We start from the raw sequence: 18,272 nt of genomic DNA, 5'->3' as shown, positions 1-18,272 counted from the left end.
TTAATTTTCTTTCACAGAGCCTAGTTATTAATAACACAAACTACTAAATAAAATAAAGTATTTTTTAATATGAGTTAAGATATAATTACATAAAGATAGTATTGTTGCGTGGATACCAAATCGTCATTGCAAGCAAGCATTGTTGCGTGGATCAATTTCACCTCTGGTCATCCCGTGGCTTGACCACGGGATGACACAGTGGGTTTTACCGGTCCACACAACAATGCCTTGCGAACGACTAAAGGCGTTATTGTATAGCTTGTTTATGTCATTCCCTAACTTCATAAGTAGTATAAGTTTTAAAATCAGGGGCGTTAATTCTTTGTAAAGCAATTTTAGCGTCTTCCATATCTTCTTGCATTTCCTGTAGATAATATTCAATTGCTTTACGTACTATATTACCCTTTTGATCTGTCTAAGTTTTTTGCTGACCATGCTAAACTATTATTTAGTTCGTCCGGAATACTTAAATTAAGTCTTGCCATCTTTTGACCTATATTTCATTGATAACACATCACGACACATAATACTGAAAAAAGCTATAAATACTTATCCAGCACATCCGACATGATTTTTCTAGCTATTGGAGCGGCGGCTTTACTACCCCCTCCGCCATGATCAACAAAGACGGTGACGGAATAACGAGGATCGTGATAAGGAGCAAAGCCTAAGAACAAGGCATGATTACGTCTTCCCCAAGCTATAGAATCACGGCTTAAATCATCTTTAGCATTTAGTTTACCTTGTATTTGGGAAGTACCAGTTTTACCGGCGAGCTGCCTATTTTCGCCTAAAATTCTATTATAATACGCCGTACCTCCCGCAACATTAACGGTATTATACAAGCTTTCTTGTATTATTTTGATATTTTCGGGCTTAATATTGACATTATAAAATTCCGGATCATTTTTTAATATTCTAGGAGTATATAGCTTACCGTTACTTGCAATAGCCGTAATAAACCTTGCAAGCTGCATTGGTGTCACCCCTAGAAATCCCTGTCCTATTGCTAGATTAAAACTATCCCCTATTGACCAAGGAAGCTTTAATTTTTTCTTTTTCCACTCTTTTGACGGTACAAACCCGCTATTTTCAGGAGCTAAATCAATACCGGTTTTTGAGCCGAGGCCAAATTCTCTTGCAACTTCAAGAATTTTATCTGGACCTACTATTCTTGCTAATTCATACATATAAATATTACAAGAATGCTTTAAAGCAGACATCATATCTACCGTCCCGTGTCCGCTATGATTCCAACATCTAAAGCTATTAGTACCAAGAGCAGAGCTACCGTCACAAAAAACGGTTTTATTAGGATTAATGCCTACTTCAAGGGCTGCAAGTACGGTAATTATTTTAAAAACCGAACCTGGGGGATACGAGCTTTGTATTACCTTATTAATTAAAGGCTTATAAGGATCGCTCATTAAACTTTGCCAATAATTTTCCGATAATTTACTGAAATTATTTGATTCAAAACCCGGTGTGGAAGCACAAATTAGTATGTTTCCAGTTCTAGTATCCATAACTATTGCCGAAGAACCTTTAGGATTTAAATATTGCTGTATATTTTCCTGAAGAGACGCATCGATATTTAAATGCATATCTTCGCCTGATTTAGTAGGGGTTCCTGCTATTTCTCTTACCTGCTTACCGTAAGCATTTACTTCAACTTTTTTATAACCAAATTCTCCTCGTAACTTGTTATCGTAATATTTTTCAATACCGGATTTACCGATATTAAAATCACTTAAACTATGTATATTTAACTCTTGCTTCTCTTGCTCATTTATCTGACCGAGATAACCGATTAAATGAGAAGTAGTGCTTGAAAAAGGATAAAACCTTAAATATCCTATATCAATAAATATCGAAGCCAGTTTATGCTTTTGTTCTTCAATCATCGATACTTGCTGCCAATCAAGCTGATCAAGTATTATTAAAGGAGTGTGGCGACTAGATTTTTTAATTTTTTGCTTAATATAATTATATTTTTCCGGAGATAAATTTAAAATATTACTAATTATTTCTAATTCGTCCCTATAATTATTATTAATGCTCCTATCTATTACTAGCTGATAACATGGGTTATTAGTAGCTAAAATATTGCCGTCTAAATCGTAAATTCTTCCTCTACTAGGAGAAAGTACAACAAAATTAATACGATTCTTATCTGATAAAGTCTTATATTCTTCACTTTTAATAAGCTGTAAATAAAACATTCTTATTCCAAGCAGTGATAAAAATCCGAGTTTACCTAATCCTATTATAAAGGCCCTTCGTGAAATTAACTCACCATGTAGTATTTTTTTATTTAGCATACTTTTTAAAGTAATTCATAGGAGAGTCAAGTATAAGACGAATTATATTATAAAAAAATATAGTTGTTAAAAATTGAAAGAAAATTATTAAATATCCGTCTGCTTCTAGCTTCTTGCTTGTTACTAGTAAATATTTAAAATTCAATATAAATAAACAATAAACACAAAAAACAACAAAATTTATCAAATAGTTTTTAGCTATAAAAAATTTTGAAGAGAGTTTATATATTATATATGCCGACAAAAAAACTAACGAATTTGTACCGATAGGCATACCGCTTACTTGATCTATTAATAGACCGAGGGAAAATATGCTAAAAATATTTAAGGAATATAACGACATAAAATAATAAATAAATATAATTTCCATCGCTGGGAAAATTCTGCTTTGAATATTTATTTTATAACTCACCAACGGAAATAATATTATAAAAAAACATAATAAAGCAAACAGCAATTTCAATATTATTTGTAAGCTATTTTTATATATTTCCTGTTTTATCTTTAACATAAATAGTGTTTTGTTTGTAGTTGTTATATGGATCAGTTTTTTCGTCATTGCGAGGAACTTACAAAGTAATTGACGAAGCAATCTCAGGAGCTTGTTATTATTTCATGAGATTGCTGCGTCGCCTACGGCTCCTCGCAAGGCATTGTTGCGTGGACCGGTAAAACCCACTGTGTCACCTAGTTCGCTTGACCACGTGGTCCATAAAAACAATAAAAAATACTAATAATTTTATAACTGGATCCCGTGGTCAAGCCACGGGATGACAGAGGTGAAATTGATCCACGCAACAATACTTTCTCGCAATGACGATTTGGTATCCACCCAATAACCATATCAACCGTATACAAAATATAAATTAATTTTCTATTTTGTACAGTTTTAAAAAATGAATATGGACTCTACAATAACTCACAACAACTAGGATTACATACTTGTGGTGGAGAAAAATGGCTGTTTTGATATAATATTATTTCTATCGTAGGATCAAAAGACTTAAGCCGTGGGATTAGGTATATTAGGTTTATCTGTTATATTTTTATTTTTTGACATAAAAACCTCCTTTTTAGCTTATATACTTATCATTGCGAGGAAAATTAGGCTTTGTTGTACAGACCGTTTTAATTCCCGCGAAAGCGGGGATCCAGTTAAAAATACTAATGATTTTAGTATTTTTTATTGTTTTTTGGATACCGTGGCTTGACCACGGTATGACACCGAATGCGTTTTTCGATCCACGCATGCCTGCTCGCAATGACGAAATCTATAGTTATTAAGTAATATTTTTAATTTTCCTCTTCACTTTGTTCTATCGGCTCTAAACCATATAAAGATATCATACGTTCAAACACTCTACCGGCAGTAGGGGCAGCCGTCCAGCTCGCCGTTGCAAAGCCAAAGCTTTCTTTAGTGGGCTTTGGTTCATCAAATCTAATAAAAATAACATATTGCGGGTTAGATGCAGGTAGCACTCCTAAAAACGATGAAGCTCTACTATTTTTTAGATATTTCTTTTTACCCCCTGCACCTTGTGAAAGTTTTTCTGCCGTACCGGTCTTACCACCGATAAGATAGCCTTTGACCTCTGCTCTTTTACCGTTACCTTCTTTTACTACCGATCTAAATAATTTCTTCATTTGGGTAGAGGTATTTTCACTAAAAACTTTTGTACCTATTACTTTTTTATCTTTTCTTTTTAATAAAGTAAGATCATATAAAGTACCGCCGTTAACAACCGGTAACATTGCTCTAACAAAATGCAAAGGACTAATCGAAATGCCGTAGCCGTACGACATAGTAACACTAGTTAACTCATTCCATCTTTTCTCGGAAGGAAATAACGGAGTACCTCGTTCAGGTAATTCTATTTGTAACTGATCTAATAAACCTAATTTTTTTAGATATTTTTTAAAATTGCTTTTACCGATTTCAAGCATAATTTGACTTGTGCCAATATTTGAAGAATATAGAAAAATCTCAGGTACACTATGCCACCCTTGCCTTGGCGTATAATCCTTAAGCTGGAATCCTCCTACTTTCATATAGCTTATATCATAAGCATCATTCATATTTATTGCACCGGTATCAAAACCGACTGCCATAGTTAATGCCTTAAATACCGAACCCATTTCGTAAATGCCGAGACTTGCTATATTAAACAACTCTTCCGGTTTTGCTAAACTCGGATGATGAGGATCGAAATCAGGCTTATTTACTAATGCTAAAATCTCGCCGTTATTTGGATCGGCAATAATACCTACTGCTCCTATAGCCTTAAATTGCTTTAAAGTTTTATCAATCTCTTCACTTAAAATACTTTGTAATCTGATATCAATAGATAATTGAAGTGGTTCTTTCTGATTCTTTGGTTCGTTTAATTCATAATCAGAATTAGTTAAATATTTATCGTAAGCGAGTTCTAAGCCACTAAGCCCTACCGAATCTCTACCTACATAACCGACAACATGCGACAATAAATTAGAAAATGTATAAATTCGTTTCTGCTCTTCTTCAAATTCAAAACCAAGTAACCCAAGGCTAGTTATCTTTTCTTGCTGACTAGGTAATAAATCTCTTTTTACCCATATAAAGCTTTTATTTGACTTAAGTTCTGCAAGTAATTTAGCCTTATTAATATCAGGCAAAATTTCTGCTAGCTTTTTTACGGAAGTTTCAGGATCAAGTACTATTTGTGGATTAGCAAATAATGATGCTGAAGGTAGGTTAACGGCTAATAAATTACCGTTTCGATCAACTATTTCTTTTCTAAATTGATGATTTTTTTTAAAAGAATTTTGGTTTTTATCGTAAACATTTGTAGCAACGATTATTAACCGGTAAGATAAAGTACAAAAAAGAAAAGAAAAGCCACAAATAACCATTAATAATCGGATTTTTGTATTTCTACAAACATTCCAAATTATCAGACTTTTAATTGCAGGTTTCCATTTTTCCAAAATTTGTTTCATATGTTATTTATGGTGTTTTAAGTGGGTAGCGATCCCGTCATGATAGGAGGCATTGTTGCGTGGATCAATTTTACCTCTGTCATCCCGTGGCTTGACCACGGAATCTAAAATTATTAGTATTTTTTATTGTTTTTATGGCCCCCGTGGTCAAGCCACGAGGTGACACAGTGGGTTTTACCGGTCCACGCAACACAATGTCCGCTCGCAATGACGTTTAAGGCTTCGTCCTACTCGAAACAGTCTGTATATACTTATTATTCGTAATTCTTTTGTAACGCCATTTACTACTCTTTGAAATACTAATATTATGATTAAATTTAATATTTTGATCGATATTTGGCCCTAACGGATCTTTTATCATTTGATAAGATTTAACTGTTTCTAATTTTAAATAAGCTGCCGCAAGTTTTTCCAATCTAGCCGGTAAAAGTAGATAAGCTTGCTCTGCTTTTAAAATATGAATATTATTATTCTCACTATTTATCTGTTTTACAACGCTACTTAATTGATAATCAAGAGTTGAGACTCGCTCCTTTATGCTGAACAAACTACATATTGCTATAATTGTTATCAATAATGTTAAATAGTGAAACTTTCTTATACTCATAATTAATTACTCATATATCGCTTTTGCTGCTCGAAGTTTTGCCGATCTCGCTCTAATATTTAGCCCTACTTCTTTATCTGACGGTGCTAGAGCTTTGTTAGTAATAATCTTAAGCCATTTATCTGGATCAATTGCCATATCGTCTTTAGCATATTTTGACCTTGCTACCGGCTTTTCCGAATTTTCTTTAAAGAAATTCTTAACTATCCTGTCTTCTAAAGAGTGAAAAGACACCACAACTAAACGTCCGTCTTTCTTTAATATATTTTTTACATTCGCTAAAAACCGCTCTAACTCCCCAAGCTCATCGTTTATATAAATCCTAATGGCTTGAAAGGTTTTAGTGGCAGGATCAATTTTGCCTTTTCTAAATCCTATACTATTTCTAACAATCTCGGCTAACTTGTCCGTGCTATCAATTCTCGCCGTTTTTCTATATTCTACGATTCTCCTAGCAATTCTTCGTGAAAAGCTCTCATCTCCGTATTTGTAAATTACGTCAGCTAGCTCTTTTTCCTCTGCCGTATTTACAAACTCCTCAGCATTAAGTCCCTGCCCACTCATACGCATATCAAGCGGTCCGTCATGCAAAAACGAAAATCCTCTATCTGCTATATCTAACTGCATTGATGAAACGCCTAAATCCAGCACTATCCCATCAAAATTTTTTTTCTTAAGTTTTGTAAAGCTATCCGCAAAATTCGTTTCTATAAAATCAAACCTCTCACCGTAATTTTGCTTAATTTCTTCGGCTCTTTTAATCACGTTCGGATCACGATCCAAAGCTGTAATATAACAGTCACAGCTTTCTAATATTGCTTTGCTATATCCTCCTGCTCCAAACGTACAATCTAAATAAGACTCACCGTCTTTTGGGCTTAAGGCCTCTAACATTTCATTTAGCATTACAGACACATGAGATTGTATCATTAATGAGCATTTCTTAGAGTTAAACGCTTTTCATGAGCAATTTTTTGAGCGGAATTTAAATATTTCTCAAAATTCTGCGGCTGCCAAATCTCAAAAATCACCCCTTTACCTACAAAACATGCTTGCTCTTCGATTCCTGCATGCTTCATTAAAGATTGCGGCAATATAACTCTTCCCTCACCATCAAAGGAAAGCTGCACTGCTTCCCCGAATATCATAGTCTCAAAGGCATCACGCTCCTCGGAATAAGGATCAAGCGTCTCTATCATCTGCCTTAATTTCTCGATATGCGAAATACCGCATGCTTCAATACAATTATTCCTAATCGACGGATAAGCAATCACACCATTAAATAATTCTTTCCCTAGTACCGCACGGTAATTCGCCGGCACCGACACCCTACTCTTTTTATCAACACCATTTACATACTTAGATAAAAATACATTCATTGGTATAATTTGGGTTAATTTGGGATTTAATGGAAAATTATAGGATATTATAGGAATATAACGTAGTCAAGCGTTTTTAACAGGTAGGAGTTAAATTATTAACTTGTGTCTTTATTGTCATTGCGAACTGGCATTGTTGCATGGATCGGTTTTTCCGTCATTGCGAGGAAATTGCATAGCAATTGACGAAGCAATCTCGTGCCAAAATCCTGAGATTGCCACGCTCCTTTCAGTCGCTCGCAATGACGATATCATTCTTTATTTTACAATGCCCTAATAACTTAACATTTAAAATCTTGACATATATTTTAAACTGAACTAAACTAAGCTAGTTTAAATCAATTAAAAATTTAAAGGTTTAAAATGCAAATAGTTAACATTCACAATGCAAAAACTCATTTATCCGAATTAATAAAATTAGCTGCAAACGGCGAAGAAATAATTATATGTAAATCAGGCAAGCCTACCGTCAAACTTATACAATATAATCCTAAGAAACAACGGCGTAAACCCGGCTATTGGGAAGGTAAAGTGGTTGTAAAAGAGGATTTTGATGATTTACCCGATGATTTTATGGATTTTTTTAAGTAATTGTCTCAGATGAAATACCTATTAGATACACATATTTTATTGCAGTGGCTAAATAATGATAAAACCTTGCCGCATAAAATAGCAGAAATTATAGCTAATCCTAATAATATAATTTTCGTAAGCAGTGTAAATACATGGGAGATTACTATTAAAAAATCTTTAGGAAAACTAGAAGCTCCAAATGACCTAGAAAAAGCCATTGAGGCTAATGAATTTCAAAAATTACCGATTTCTATAGCACATAGCACTTATATTGCAAATTTACCTTTATATCATAAAGACCCGTTTGATAGACTATTGATAGCCCAAGCAATAGTAGAAGGCTTAACCTTATTAACTTGCGATACTTACATATCTAAATATTCTGTACATACAATTAAAGCTTAATATACAAAAAAATATTGATTTATTAATTTTTATTAATGATTACTCTGTTTTGAACATAAATAAAGGTTAATTATGCCGCAATTTGAATGTATAGCCACGATACTTAGATCACTCGGAAGTTATCAACCAAACTTTCCTTTACCTTATTTGTTTAATATTGGCGACAAGCTATTTACTTCCGTACCCTATCATGCATTTATGAAAGATAATACTACTAATACCCTTATAGATTTTGAAGAATGTGAAGACAACTCAAATTATAGAATTCATAACTGGGCAAGAATTTTAATGAGAAAATGTCCGAAAGAAGTTAAACATACTATTAACTCTATAATAAAAGCCGGATACAAAATAAGCTTTATATTTAATGATAGTTTTGAAATATTCTCAAATAATACGATTTCTATTTTCGGCGAGCTATACGATGTTATCGGAAATATAATAAAAGATTCAAATATACCGGCTTTTATAGGCTTTAATACTACTGAAGATTGTATTATTAATGCTAACTTTGAAGCTAATTTAAGAAACTTTACTTCATATGCTTTAGGACCAACAATACATACTGCCGGGTTTATGATGTTCGATAAAGAAGATTCAAACATGCCGTCCGGTAATTCTTCAATTACTTCAACATTTTTATCATTCACTAAAGACGGAGTAGTAACAATTTGTTGTGTAATTTTTGCTATATTAGCTATTTTAAAAATACAAGAATATTGTAAAAATAGTAAAAAAACTTTAGACCAAGATAATGATAACACTTATACGCCAATGGAGCTATTAAGTAAAAAAGAAAATAAGTTTATAGAGCATCAAGATAATATATATAAATATAATCCTGATAAAGATATTTATGAAAAATATAGTACTACCATTTTAGGTTCTGCATCTGAAGTTTAAATTAATTATAGTACATTAAAAAATAATAACCTATAGTGAATGTCATTTAAAAACTTAACCTAATTTATGCTTAAAATACCTATAGATAATGTTATTGTATTCATATATCTAATATCTATTCTACTCATTGGTATATATTACCGAGCTAAACATAGTAGTTTTAAGAACTATGCAAATGTCGAAAGTAAAGAGAAAAATAGTAAGCTGTTATTAATAGCTACGATATTTGCAAGCTCTGTCGGAGGAGCTACCACTTTCGGCATTATGGAAAAGGCTTTTTTGGGGCATGAATATTATGCTTACGCTCTTATACTTACAATACCTATAGATATATTAATTGCGATCTATATAGTGCCTTTAATTGCCAAACATTACGGAGCTGAAAGTATCGGCGACATTATGAGTACATATTACGGTAATATCGGTCGTTTTATCGGCGGTGTTAGCTCAGTCATTGTTTCAGTGGGGTTTTTGGCTGCTCAAATAAGCGTAAGCGGCTATATTTTTCAATATATCTTAGAAATAAATTATGTAAATGGGGTAATTTTAAGTTATAGTATAGTACTTATATATACTACAATAGGCGGTTTACAATCTATTGTTTTTACTAATTTACTACAATTTTTGGCGATGATAATCGCTATACCAACCATAACTTTTATCAGTTTAAATAAAGTTAATTTTGTAGATTTTATCGGTAGCTTATCAAGCACGAATTTTGATCAGAGCAACCTACTTTCTTATACGATTGCAGCAGCTTTAAGCTTTAGCGTCATGAATCTATATCCTACATTTATCCAAAGAGCTTTAATTAATAAAAATCCTACGCAAACAACTAAAGCAATATATGCAAAATCTGCTATATATTTTTTCTTCTTGATTTGCATTACTTTAAACGGTTTAATTGCTTATAAGCTTTATCCAAACCAACCGTCAAATTTAGTATTACCTTATTTAATCAACCAAATCATCCCGACTTTAATTCAAGGGATAGTAATGAGCGGCCTCTTAGCTGCCGTTATGTCTACTGCCGATTCTGATTTAAACGTTACTTCTATAGCTCTCGTTAAGGACATAATTAACCCTACACTTAAAGTAAAAAATCAGCAAAAATTATTATTAATTGCTCGAATTATTAACGTTATAATAGGAAGTTTTGCAATAATTGTAGCTTTAAAATTTAGTAATGTAATTGACTTAGTAGTGTTCTTTACCGGTTTTTGGGGACCGGTAATATTAGTACCGTTAATAACAACACTTTTTGGTATCAGAACATCTAAAACCGCAATGGCTTTATCATCACTCGGCGGAGCAGCTACTTTTTTAACGTGGGAATATTATTCTTTATACCTAAAATATTTTAACCTGAAAGGAGTATTTATAGGGACAATGACAAGTCTGATAATATTTATTTTAACCCTGATTATGGATAAGGAATAGAGAGGAAGGAAGGTTGCAAGAGTTATTAAACCTTATATAAATAGGGCACTGAAGGAGTAAAATAAAGGTTTAATAACATGTGTAAATATACTACAATATTTTGTATAGTAGATAAATTTTGTAAAATTTATGAGAAATGGGTAAAACATCAATTGCTGAAAAGTAATAAGCAAAGATTTAGAGAAGGTAAGCTTTCCTTAAGTGAAGAACTCTCAATAATGATTTTTACCATTTTAGTGCATATAAACATTTAAAAGCTTATTACCAAAACTTTATTATTAATGGTAATTTGTTCAGGAATCCACCTTGTTATGAGAGATTTGTTCAGCTTATTCCTTCATTATTTCTGCCATTGATTGTGATGTTACATTACTTAAGTGGGAAAAGAACGGGAATTTATTATGCAGATTCCACACATTTTGCAGTATGTAAAAATATCAGAATTAATTCTAACAGAACTTTTAATAATCTTGCAAAAATGGGACGTAGTTCTGTCGATTGGTTTTTTGGATTCAAGCTTCATATGATAATCAATGATAAGGGAGAAATTATTGCTGTTAAAATTACCAAAGGTAATGTTGATGACAGAATTGCATTTGAAGCAATGGTTATCAAAAAAGGTCTAAAAGGTAAGTGTTATGATGATAAGGGGTTTATTTCAGAAAAAATGTTTACAAAACTTTATAAGCAAGGTTTAATAAAAATTACCGGAATAAGAAAGGATATGAAAAACTATTTATTACCTCTTTTGGATAAAATCCTTTTAAGGAAAAGATTCATTATCGAAACCATTTTTGGCTACATAAAAGAGAATTTTAATATTACTCCTTCCAGACATCGATCACCTATTAATTTCTTTACTTCTCTATTCTCTGCTCTTATTGCTTACCAACTTAAACCTAATAAACCATGTATTTCTTATCCATAATCGGGGTTATTTAGATATTCACCTTCAATTTCAGAACTATTCAATGCTTCGTCACTTGCAAGCATAACAATTAAGTTATTTTGATCTGCTTCTGAAAGATATTTAGTTGCTCCTAAAAGAATACCGCTATTTTTAACAAAATTTTTCTCTAAATCTAATATATGTTTCTGATCATATTCAAAGTTAGGCCAATCCTTATTCTGCCAGTTCCATATCATGAGTTATATATACTTTTTTCTATATAAAGCTGATACCCAAAACAGTTATTGCAGTTATTGCTATTACGTACATAATATGGTACACTTGAGTATACAACTTTTTTAGAGATAATATTGTGGCTATTTATACAAGCTCGCAAGCACGAGCTAAATTATTCACTCTTATTGATGAGACAAATAAAACTCATGAACCTATTTATATAAAGGGAAAACGTAATAATGCGGTAATCATATCAGAACAAGATTACGAAGGGTTGCAAGAGACTTTATATTTGTACTCTAAACCAGGCTTAGTAGAAAGAATTCTCGAAGCTAGTAAAGAACCGTTAGAAGAATGTATTAGTCATGAAGAAGCATGGAAATGATATATACTATACTGTACACAAAAAAAGCAATTGAATATATACAAAATTTAAAAGCAGCTAAATTAGCCGATAAAGCAGAAAATTTATGTAAATCCTTAACAATAAATTCAATGCCATTAAATAGTAAAAAACTTTATCGTAATTTAGTTGGTAAACGTTCTATAAGAATTAATTTACAACATAGATTAGTTTATGAAATAAAAAAATTATAAAAATACTTAGCATGTGGGGACATTATGAGTAATTATTCATCAATCCTTATGCAACGCTCTAAAAATCATCTCGGCAAGTGACCTACTAATGCCGTTTACTTTAGCAAGCTCATCTATTGTTGCATCACATACTGCTTTGTATGAACCGAAATAATGCAGCAATGCTTTTTTACGAGTTTCACCTACGCCCTCTATATCGTCAAGGCTTGATATTTTTATAGCACGTGATCTACCTAATCTATGATTCTTTATGGCAAAATTATGAGCTTCATCTCGTAAGATTTGTAAATATTTCATAATCGGCAAATTTTTATCCAAAGTAAATACTTCTTTACCTGTCATATGGAATTGTTCAAGACCGGCATTTCTATCTACTCCTTTCGACATACAAACAAAAGGAATATTCATTTCAAATTTATCCATTACCTCTTTAACAATGCCTAAATGCCCTCTGCCGCCGTCTATAATCATTAAGTTTGGCAATTTATGCGGCTCATTCTTAAGTCTAGTTAATCTTCGTGTTAAAACTTGCCGGAGCATTTCATAATCGTCACCTTTAGTCATGTCATCCCCGCAAGGCATTGTTGCGTGGATCAATTTTACCTCTGTCATCCCGTGGTCAAGCCACGGGATCCAGTTAAAAATACTAAAATTATTAGTATTTTTTATTGTTTTTATGGACCCCGTGGTCAAGCCACAGGGTGACACAGTGGATTTTACCGGTCTACGCAACAATGCCTCCCCGCGAAGGCGGGGATCCAGATTGTTTATTAATGTACTGGATCCCGCTACAAGCTCGCGGGATGACAGTGGGAAAGTGCGGGAGGACAATGAGAAAACCCGATATTCCTTTTTATCAAAACCGGCTTTACCGGCAACTACCATAACACCAACCGCAAACTTACCTTGAATATGGCTATTATCATAAATCTCAATTCTTTCAGGAATTTCAGAAAGACCAAATAGCTCTTTGATTTCAAGCATAATCTCTTGATTTTTTGCAAATTTCTTCAAATATTGCTCTAGAGAGAATAAAGCATTTGTTGCGGCGTTCTGAACTAGATTGGCCTTACCTCCACTAATAGGTATTATAATATTGAGTTTAGTAATATTATTGATTTTCTTAATCGCCTCTATCACATTCTCTTTATCATTGATTTCACGATTAATTATAATTTCCGCAGGCACTTGTTGTTTTTGATAAAATTGTAATAAAAAATATTCTAATACTTCTTCTTTAGTACTATTTTCGGTAGAAGTAGGAAAATAAGGAATATTACCGCATGCTTGCCCTGCCCTATATAAAAACACTTCTACACAATAATGTCCGTTCTTTTCTACAATAGCGATTATATCTGCGTCTTTAACAATATCTGAAACACCTGCCTTAAGCTGCACATAACTAAGTGCCTTAATACGGTCTCTGATTTCTGCCGCCTCTTCAAAACGCATCTGACTACTTAGCTCTTCCATCTTTTTAGATAAGTTCTCTTGGAGTTCTTTAGTACGACCTTGTAAGAAATCTTTTACCTGCGTTACTAAGTCTCTATAGACTTCCTTGTTTATTTTACCGACGCAAGGAGCATAACAACGTTTTATTTCATATTGTAAGCAAGGGCGAGTGCGTGAATTAAAGCAATTATCCGTGCAGGAACGTAATTTAAAAATTTTTTGTAGTTCGGTCAAAGTAGTATTAACTTCCGTAGGTGAGGCAAAAGGACCGAAAAATTTTCCGTCATTTAGAGTTTTACCTCGATATTTTAGCAATTGCGGAAAATCATGATCTAAACGTAACTTGATGAAAGGAAAAGACTTGTCGTCCTTAAGAAGAATATTAAATTTCGGCTGAAATTTTTTGATTAGCTGTGCTTCTAAAAGTAGTGCTTCAACTTCGGAATTAGTGATGCTGTACTCTAAAAAACAAGTATTTGCAATCATCCGAAGCGTCTTATTATCTAAATCGCTTTTAATGTAATTAGTAAGGCGTTTCTTTAAATTTTTAGCTTTACCGACATAGATAACCTGCTTGTTAACGTCAAACATTCGATAAACCCCTGAACGTTCAGGAGCATCTATAAGTTTAGATTTAATTAACTCACTTCCAGTAATTTCTAGGGTCATGTGTATAGTTTCCTATGTCATTCCCGCGAAGGCGGGAATCCAGAAAAAATAATCTTAATATTGATATAAAAATTAAACCTAAAAAAACAAGTTTTTTATAGGTTTTACTGGATTCCCGCCTTCGCGGAAATGACATAGAAGAGTGAACCATGCAACAATAACCTTCAATTCCCCGTTGTATTATACGGATTGTCATTTGCTACTTTAACATCCACTGTTTTTCGTGTATTGTCATCAAAGAAAAAGGTTATTTTAAACTCATCTCCTACATTTAAATCTACTTTTGGGTCATAAAGCATAATATGCATGCCACCAGGCTTAAAATCAACATTAATATTACCGGCGATTGAAAATGGATAATCCACTTTTACCATTTTACTAACCCCTTGATCATTAATTGTTTGATGAATTTCTATTCCACTTACCTTATCTGAAGATATATTCACTAAATTATAACTCTTACTTCTACTATTTATTAATGTAAAATACATAGCAGAATTGCTAACTTTACCTTGCACATTTGTTGTAGGTCTTGCCCAAGGCTGTGCAAAGTTAACGGCTGCCTCTGCAGGTAATAGATCATCGAGCTGATCAGAAGAAGAATTTGTAGAATTAGGATTTTGAGCTGTTTGGTTATCAGCATAGCTTACTGCACAAATTAAAGTTATAAAACCAACTAATAAAGTTTTTAGCATAATAGTACCTATGATAAATTAAAATAGGATATTAGCATAAGTTATTTTTTTTGCAAAATATTCTTACGCACCTCTTCAGGAAATTTCTCTATTGCATAACGTAGCATAGTTCTTGGCATTTGTAATATATAACGCTCCAAAAAATCTATTAACTGCTTTTCATCTTTTTTGCCTGCTTCACGTAGCATCCAACCTATTGCTTTATGCATTAAATCATGTTTATCGTTTAAGAGTAATTTTGCTATTTCAAAAGTCGTATCTAACTCATTATTTTTAATAAAATACCAAGTAGCAACTATAGCTATTCGTCTTTCCCAAAGAATTTCCGATTTTGTTAATGTAAAAAGATAATCCTTTTCTTTATCCCATAAATAAGCTCCAATTATATGATGGGCTGAAGCATCCACTAAATTCCAATTATTTACGTGTTTTATATTGTTTAAATAAAAATTATAAAAAACTCTTTATCTTGTGCTTTCTGATATTGCATAATCAAAATAGCTAACGCTAAAAATCTTTCTTCATTAAATTCTGAAGTAATAAGGCGGCTTAAATCCCCCACATTTAAATTATAATAACTTTTAGCTATTTTAGTAAAGTCGGTACGGTAACCCCAATAAACCGGTCATGCTCTCCATACTCTCCTTTCCTAGTTTTAAAGAACAACGTTCTACGTTCTAAAGGAATAGTAGCGTTCTCAAGTAAAATATTTCTAATGTGTTGTAAATTTTCTCTCATGTTCAATAAGCCATTTTTTACGATGTAATCCCCCGCCATATCCTCCAAGTTCGCCATTGCTATTAATAATACGATGACAAGGAACAATTATTGCTAACTGATTCATACCGTTAGCATTTGCAACAGCTCTATAAGAAGTAGGTTTGCCCAAAGCTTTAGCCTGATTTAAATAACTTCGTGTTTCACCGTAAGGTATATTAATTAATTCTTGCCAAGCCATTTTTTGAAATTCGCTTCCTAAAAGATATATAGGCGTATTAAATTTTTGTAAAGTACCGGTAAAGTAAAATTTAAGCTCCTCTTCAATCATTAAAATTGGTTCAGTACTTCCAGGAATAATAGCAGATTTCGTCTTAATTCTTAGCCTTTCAATTTCCAGCTCTAGACCTCTTCTATCAACAAATTCTAATAAATAAAGTAATTTTTCATCGCTAATTGCAATTATAGCACCAAGAGGCGTATCTAACCAAGCTGCTTTTAAAATATTTAAATACAGGTTAAATTTTGTCGGCGGTCCTCCCATTATTTTAGAGAAAGCATCTCGAAAACCTCTACTTGATTCATAACCCATATCAATTTGTGTATTAATTACCGATTCACCCATGCGAATTTGCTTCATCGCAATACCCATACGCCTTGCTCTTACATATTCTACAAACGTCATACCGAAACGTTTTTTAAATTGGCGACGTGCTGTAGAAGCATCTACTGATAACTCATCAAAATCACTATCTTTCCATCGTTTAGCAGGATTAAGCTCAATAGCATTAACAAGAGTACAAACTAAATCCGAAACTTCGCAAGGATGTGAAAGAGGCTTGCAACGCTGACAAGGTCTATATGAAGCATGCAAAGCTTCCTTAGCAGTTTTATAAAATTCACAATTTTCAAATTTAGGTTTCCGTGCAGGACAAGTCGGTCTACAAAATACTCCTGTTGTTTTAACCGCTACAAAAAAGATATTTTCATACCTGTCATCTTTATTAATTAATGCCTGATAATATTCTTATCTTTGAAGCTCATTAAACATATTAATTTATCCTATAATATAAATTTATAATTATATTATATGAACTTTTTAAAACCCCTGTAACCGAAATTCAGGTATTGATTTTTTATTTAATAATTCTGTCTCTCATACTCAATGAGCCATGTTTTACGATCTAGCCCTGAACCGTAACCGCCAAGCTCACCGTTATTATTGATGATGCGGTGACACGGAATAATTATAGCAAATTTATTTGCTCCGTTAGCATTTGCAACAGCTCTATAAGATCTTTCCATACCTATTAATTTAGCTTGAGTGAAGTAACTTCTTGTTTCACCGTAAGGTACGTTTGTTAGCTCTTGCCATACTAATTTTTGAAATTCGCTTCCTGAAAGATATATCGAAGTATTAAATTTTTTAAAATACCGTTAAAGTACAATTTTATGACAATTAATAACCAAAATCAACCAAAAGATAATCATAATATTACTAAAATAAATTGGAATCTTCAATTATCTCCTATATCTGTCACATTAATACCATATCAGCAAGAAGAGAATATCATTAACTCGACGATCACAAATTATACTGATATAATTAAATATAAGTTAGAATTACAAGAAGCAAATAATAAATTGAAAGAATCTGAGTTATTTAAAAGAGATGTGGTTCAAAATATGGTACATGGATTAAAGATTCCATGTAATGGAATCTTTTCATTAGTAACAGCTCTTTATGAAATAGAAGATAATCCTGAAAAAAAGGATTATTTAGCTAGTGTGGTAAGTTGTGCTGAAGAATTACTGGATTATTATAACAATATACTTAGTTATCTACAGAATAATTCTGGATTACCTCCTATAGTTTTAAATAAGTTTGATCCAAAACAGTTGGTAAATAAGATTATTGATAAAGCGATGCCAATAGCTCAACGTAAGGGATTAAATTTATCTTGTAATTTTCAGTATGATTTAACAAATGCTATAATTAGTGATACTTATAGAATAGGAGCAATATTAGAACAGTTAATAGATAATTCTATTAACTTTACTAAAGCAGGAAAAGTTGTGGTAACAGTGAACATGTTTGGTATTAGTCCAGCCGTTTCAGAATCAGAACAACAAAACAGAGAAATGGTATTCCAATTTATGGTGCATGATAGTGGCATTGGTCTGTCTAAAGAAATCAGGAAACATCTTCATGAAAAGATTGATAAATTTGATGTTGCTATACAATATCATGGACTTGGATCAGGATTAAGTTTTGTAAAACGTCTAATTGGTGAGCTAAATGGAGAGATTGAAGTAACAAGTGAAAAAGGTAAAAGTACTACTATCGTCTGTAATATACCAATTAAGTTACCTCTTCTTGATGATCTGATTTATGATACATAATGTTGATAT

The 18,272-nt window shown here is 32.5% G+C and carries 21 protein-coding genes and 3 pseudogenes; 8 read left to right on the top strand and 16 right to left on the bottom strand.

Going from position 1 to position 18,272, the window contains the following annotated elements; translation table 11 throughout:
• Positions 1-539: 539 nt before the first annotated feature.
• From mrdA to mraZ, 8 genes are all read right to left on the bottom strand, one after another.
• Positions 540-2,321 carry a penicillin-binding protein 2 gene (mrdA, locus tag RMONA_RS05135; RefSeq protein WP_023508279.1) on the bottom strand — a complete coding sequence of 594 codons (1,782 nt, stop codon included), beginning with the start codon at positions 2,319-2,321 and terminating at the stop codon, positions 540-542.
• The gene (locus tag RMONA_RS05130) at positions 2,311-2,832 is read right to left on the bottom strand and encodes a hypothetical protein (RefSeq protein ID WP_023508280.1); all 522 of its coding nucleotides are present in this window, start codon (positions 2,830-2,832) and stop codon (positions 2,311-2,313) included. Before RMONA_RS05130 ends, mrdA begins: the two co-directional genes overlap by 11 nt.
• 562 nt (positions 2,833-3,394) lie before the next feature.
• Positions 3,395-3,571 (bottom strand): hypothetical protein, encoded by a 177-nt coding sequence (locus tag RMONA_RS08540; protein ID WP_157699833.1) that lies wholly within the window; start codon positions 3,569-3,571, stop codon positions 3,395-3,397.
• Positions 3,572-3,614: 43 nt separating this feature from the next.
• Positions 3,615-5,297: a peptidoglycan D,D-transpeptidase FtsI family protein gene (locus RMONA_RS05125; RefSeq protein WP_023508281.1), complete on the bottom strand. Its 1,683-nt coding sequence runs from the start codon at positions 5,295-5,297 to the stop codon at positions 3,615-3,617.
• Positions 5,298-5,376: 79 nt separating this feature from the next.
• Complete coding sequence (locus tag RMONA_RS10940) at positions 5,377-5,505, bottom strand: hypothetical protein (RefSeq protein ID WP_277914364.1); 129 nt, start codon at positions 5,503-5,505, stop codon at positions 5,377-5,379.
• Positions 5,506-5,511: 6 nt separating this feature from the next.
• Positions 5,512-5,904, bottom strand: a complete 393-nt coding sequence (ftsL, locus tag RMONA_RS05120) for a cell division protein FtsL (RefSeq protein ID WP_008580117.1) — start codon at positions 5,902-5,904, stop codon at positions 5,512-5,514.
• Positions 5,905-5,910: 6 nt separating this feature from the next.
• The gene (gene rsmH / locus RMONA_RS05115; protein WP_023508282.1) at positions 5,911-6,834 is read right to left on the bottom strand and encodes a 16S rRNA (cytosine(1402)-N(4))-methyltransferase RsmH; all 924 of its coding nucleotides are present in this window, start codon (positions 6,832-6,834) and stop codon (positions 5,911-5,913) included.
• On the bottom strand, positions 6,834-7,283 hold the full coding sequence (gene mraZ, locus RMONA_RS05110; RefSeq protein ID WP_008580119.1) for a division/cell wall cluster transcriptional repressor MraZ: 450 nt from the start codon (positions 7,281-7,283) through the stop codon (positions 6,834-6,836). Before mraZ ends, rsmH begins: the two co-directional genes overlap by 1 nt.
• Positions 7,284-7,646: 363 nt before the next feature.
• Here mraZ and RMONA_RS05105 point away from each other — a divergent pair, with 363 nt between their 5' ends.
• The 5 genes from RMONA_RS05105 (at position 7,647) to RMONA_RS05085 (ending at position 11,532) form a co-directional block, all read left to right on the top strand.
• Positions 7,647-7,874, top strand: a complete 228-nt coding sequence (locus tag RMONA_RS05105; RefSeq protein ID WP_023508283.1) for a type II toxin-antitoxin system Phd/YefM family antitoxin — start codon at positions 7,647-7,649, stop codon at positions 7,872-7,874.
• Between the two features lie 9 nt (positions 7,875-7,883).
• Positions 7,884-8,261 carry a type II toxin-antitoxin system VapC family toxin gene (locus RMONA_RS05100; protein WP_023508284.1) on the top strand — a complete coding sequence of 126 codons (378 nt, stop codon included), beginning with the start codon at positions 7,884-7,886 and terminating at the stop codon, positions 8,259-8,261.
• A gap of 72 nt (positions 8,262-8,333) precedes the next feature.
• Positions 8,334-9,164, top strand: coding sequence for a hypothetical protein (locus RMONA_RS05095; protein ID WP_023508285.1), 831 nt, complete (start codon positions 8,334-8,336; stop codon positions 9,162-9,164).
• A 66-nt stretch (positions 9,165-9,230) separates the two neighbouring features.
• A complete protein-coding gene (locus tag RMONA_RS05090; protein ID WP_023508286.1) occupies positions 9,231-10,604 on the top strand; it encodes a sodium:solute symporter family protein in 1,374 nt (457 codons plus the stop codon).
• Between the two features lie 274 nt (positions 10,605-10,878).
• On the top strand, positions 10,879-11,532 hold the full coding sequence (locus tag RMONA_RS05085) for an IS982 family transposase (RefSeq protein ID WP_339325422.1): 654 nt from the start codon (positions 10,879-10,881) through the stop codon (positions 11,530-11,532).
• Here RMONA_RS05085 and RMONA_RS05080 read toward each other — a convergent pair.
• Positions 11,523-11,750, bottom strand: coding sequence for a DUF4172 domain-containing protein (locus tag RMONA_RS05080; RefSeq protein WP_023508288.1), 228 nt, complete (start codon positions 11,748-11,750; stop codon positions 11,523-11,525). The genes RMONA_RS05085 and RMONA_RS05080 overlap by 10 nt on opposite strands.
• Positions 11,751-11,866: 116 nt before the next feature.
• Here RMONA_RS05080 and RMONA_RS05075 point away from each other — a divergent pair, with 116 nt between their 5' ends.
• Together RMONA_RS05075 and RMONA_RS05070 are read left to right on the top strand one after the other, a co-directional pair.
• On the top strand, positions 11,867-12,115 hold the full coding sequence (locus tag RMONA_RS05075) for a type II toxin-antitoxin system Phd/YefM family antitoxin (protein ID WP_023508289.1): 249 nt from the start codon (positions 11,867-11,869) through the stop codon (positions 12,113-12,115).
• Entirely contained in the window at positions 12,112-12,327 is a 216-nt protein-coding gene (locus RMONA_RS05070) for a hypothetical protein (protein WP_023508290.1), read from the top strand. The genes RMONA_RS05075 and RMONA_RS05070 overlap by 4 nt, the downstream gene beginning before the upstream one ends.
• 39 nt (positions 12,328-12,366) lie before the next feature.
• Here the strand turns inward: RMONA_RS05070 and uvrC are convergent, their stop codons facing one another.
• The 7 genes and pseudogenes from uvrC to RMONA_RS08535 form a co-directional block, all read right to left on the bottom strand.
• The gene (gene uvrC / locus RMONA_RS11500) at positions 12,367-14,448 is read right to left on the bottom strand and encodes an excinuclease ABC subunit UvrC (RefSeq protein ID WP_023508291.1); all 2,082 of its coding nucleotides are present in this window, start codon (positions 14,446-14,448) and stop codon (positions 12,367-12,369) included.
• A gap of 164 nt (positions 14,449-14,612) precedes the next feature.
• Positions 14,613-15,143 carry a copper chaperone PCu(A)C gene (locus RMONA_RS05060; protein WP_023508292.1) on the bottom strand — a complete coding sequence of 177 codons (531 nt, stop codon included), beginning with the start codon at positions 15,141-15,143 and terminating at the stop codon, positions 14,613-14,615.
• A 41-nt stretch (positions 15,144-15,184) separates the two neighbouring features.
• Positions 15,185-15,550, bottom strand: a complete 366-nt coding sequence (locus RMONA_RS05055; RefSeq protein WP_023508293.1) for a DNA alkylation repair protein — start codon at positions 15,548-15,550, stop codon at positions 15,185-15,187.
• 164 nt (positions 15,551-15,714) lie between these two features.
• Positions 15,715-15,881, bottom strand: a pseudogene (locus RMONA_RS11245) (DNA alkylation repair protein); the annotation flags it as partial.
• Positions 15,856-16,404, bottom strand: a complete 549-nt coding sequence (locus RMONA_RS10420; RefSeq protein WP_242402859.1) for a methylated-DNA--[protein]-cysteine S-methyltransferase — start codon at positions 16,402-16,404, stop codon at positions 15,856-15,858. The gene RMONA_RS10420 and the pseudogene RMONA_RS11245, both read right to left, overlap by 26 nt.
• A 36-nt stretch (positions 16,405-16,440) precedes the next feature.
• A pseudogene (locus tag RMONA_RS10415) lies at positions 16,441-16,842 on the bottom strand (Ada metal-binding domain-containing protein); the annotation flags it as partial.
• Between the two features lie 158 nt (positions 16,843-17,000).
• Positions 17,001-17,314 (bottom strand): annotated as a pseudogene (locus RMONA_RS08535) (methylated-DNA--[protein]-cysteine S-methyltransferase); the annotation flags it as partial.
• On the opposite strand from RMONA_RS08535, the gene RMONA_RS05035 reads away from it, so the two are divergent.
• A complete protein-coding gene (locus RMONA_RS05035) occupies positions 17,313-18,263 on the top strand; it encodes a sensor histidine kinase (protein ID WP_023508297.1) in 951 nt (316 codons plus the stop codon). The pseudogene RMONA_RS08535 and the gene RMONA_RS05035 overlap by 2 nt on opposite strands.
• Positions 18,264-18,272 lie beyond the last annotated feature (9 nt).

The sequence above is a fragment of the Rickettsia monacensis genome, from assembly GCF_000499665.2.
Taxonomy (GTDB): Bacteria; Pseudomonadota; Alphaproteobacteria; order Rickettsiales; family Rickettsiaceae; genus Rickettsia; species Rickettsia tamurae.
The sequence above is the reverse complement of the archived record's forward strand: the minus strand, read 5'-3'. Positions and strand labels throughout refer to the sequence as shown.